The organism is Pseudomonas sp. IPO3747 (assembly GCF_013385245.1).
Lineage (GTDB): Bacteria > Pseudomonadota > Gammaproteobacteria > Pseudomonadales > Pseudomonadaceae > Aquipseudomonas > Aquipseudomonas edaphica.
On the sequence record NZ_JACAQL010000034.1, the window covers coordinates 1 to 774 of the forward strand.

Annotated in this window: 1 protein-coding gene; it reads left to right on the forward strand. The window is 59.0% G+C overall.

The features are described 5' to 3' along the window. Nucleotides 1-774: hemagglutinin repeat-containing protein (locus tag HX790_RS29710; RefSeq protein WP_256351621.1), on the forward strand; the 774-nt coding region annotated here is incomplete at both ends.

Consider the following 774-nt stretch of genomic DNA (forward strand, 5'->3'; position numbering starts at 1 on the left):
CGACACGCAGCTTAAGGGGGCGGTGGCCAGTGGCAAAAAAGTCATCGCCGACGTCGGCGGCGATCTTAGTATCGAAAGCCTGCAAGACACCAACACGTACAAAGTCGATGAAAAGAGCCTGGGCATCGGCATCAGTCTTTGTATTCCACCGTTCTGCTACGGCATGAGCTCGATAAGCGGTGCCAGCGCAAACTTTGGCGCAACCAACATCGACTCCAACTATGCCAGCGTCACCGAACAATCGGGCATCAAGGCCGGTGATGACGGTTTCGACATCAACGTGCGGGGCAACACCGATTTGGTCGGCGCCGTGATCGCCAGCAGTGACAAGGCCGTGCAGGACGGCAAAAACAGCCTGGTCACATCCAGCCTCACCAGCCGCGACATCAAGAACAAGGCGGATTACGACGCCAATACCGTCAGCCTGGGCGGCGGCTACAACGAAGTCGGCAAGGACCAGAAGGGCAACGCGCAGACTGGCGGCAAGGTTAACCCGGGCACCGACCTGGCCAAAAACGAGAACAACATCGGCGCCAATATGCCGATCGCCATCAGCGCCAGCGACAAGGCAAGCAGCGTGACACGCAGCGGCATCAGTGGCGGTGCCGTCGTCATTACCGACGACGCCGAGCAGCAGAAACGCACCGGCCAGACCGCTGAACAAACCGTCGCCAGCCTCAACCGTGATGTGTCCAGTGATCGCGATGGCAGCAACTCGCTCAAACCGATCTTCGACGAAGATGAAATCCGCGCCGGTTTTGAGATCGTCAGCGC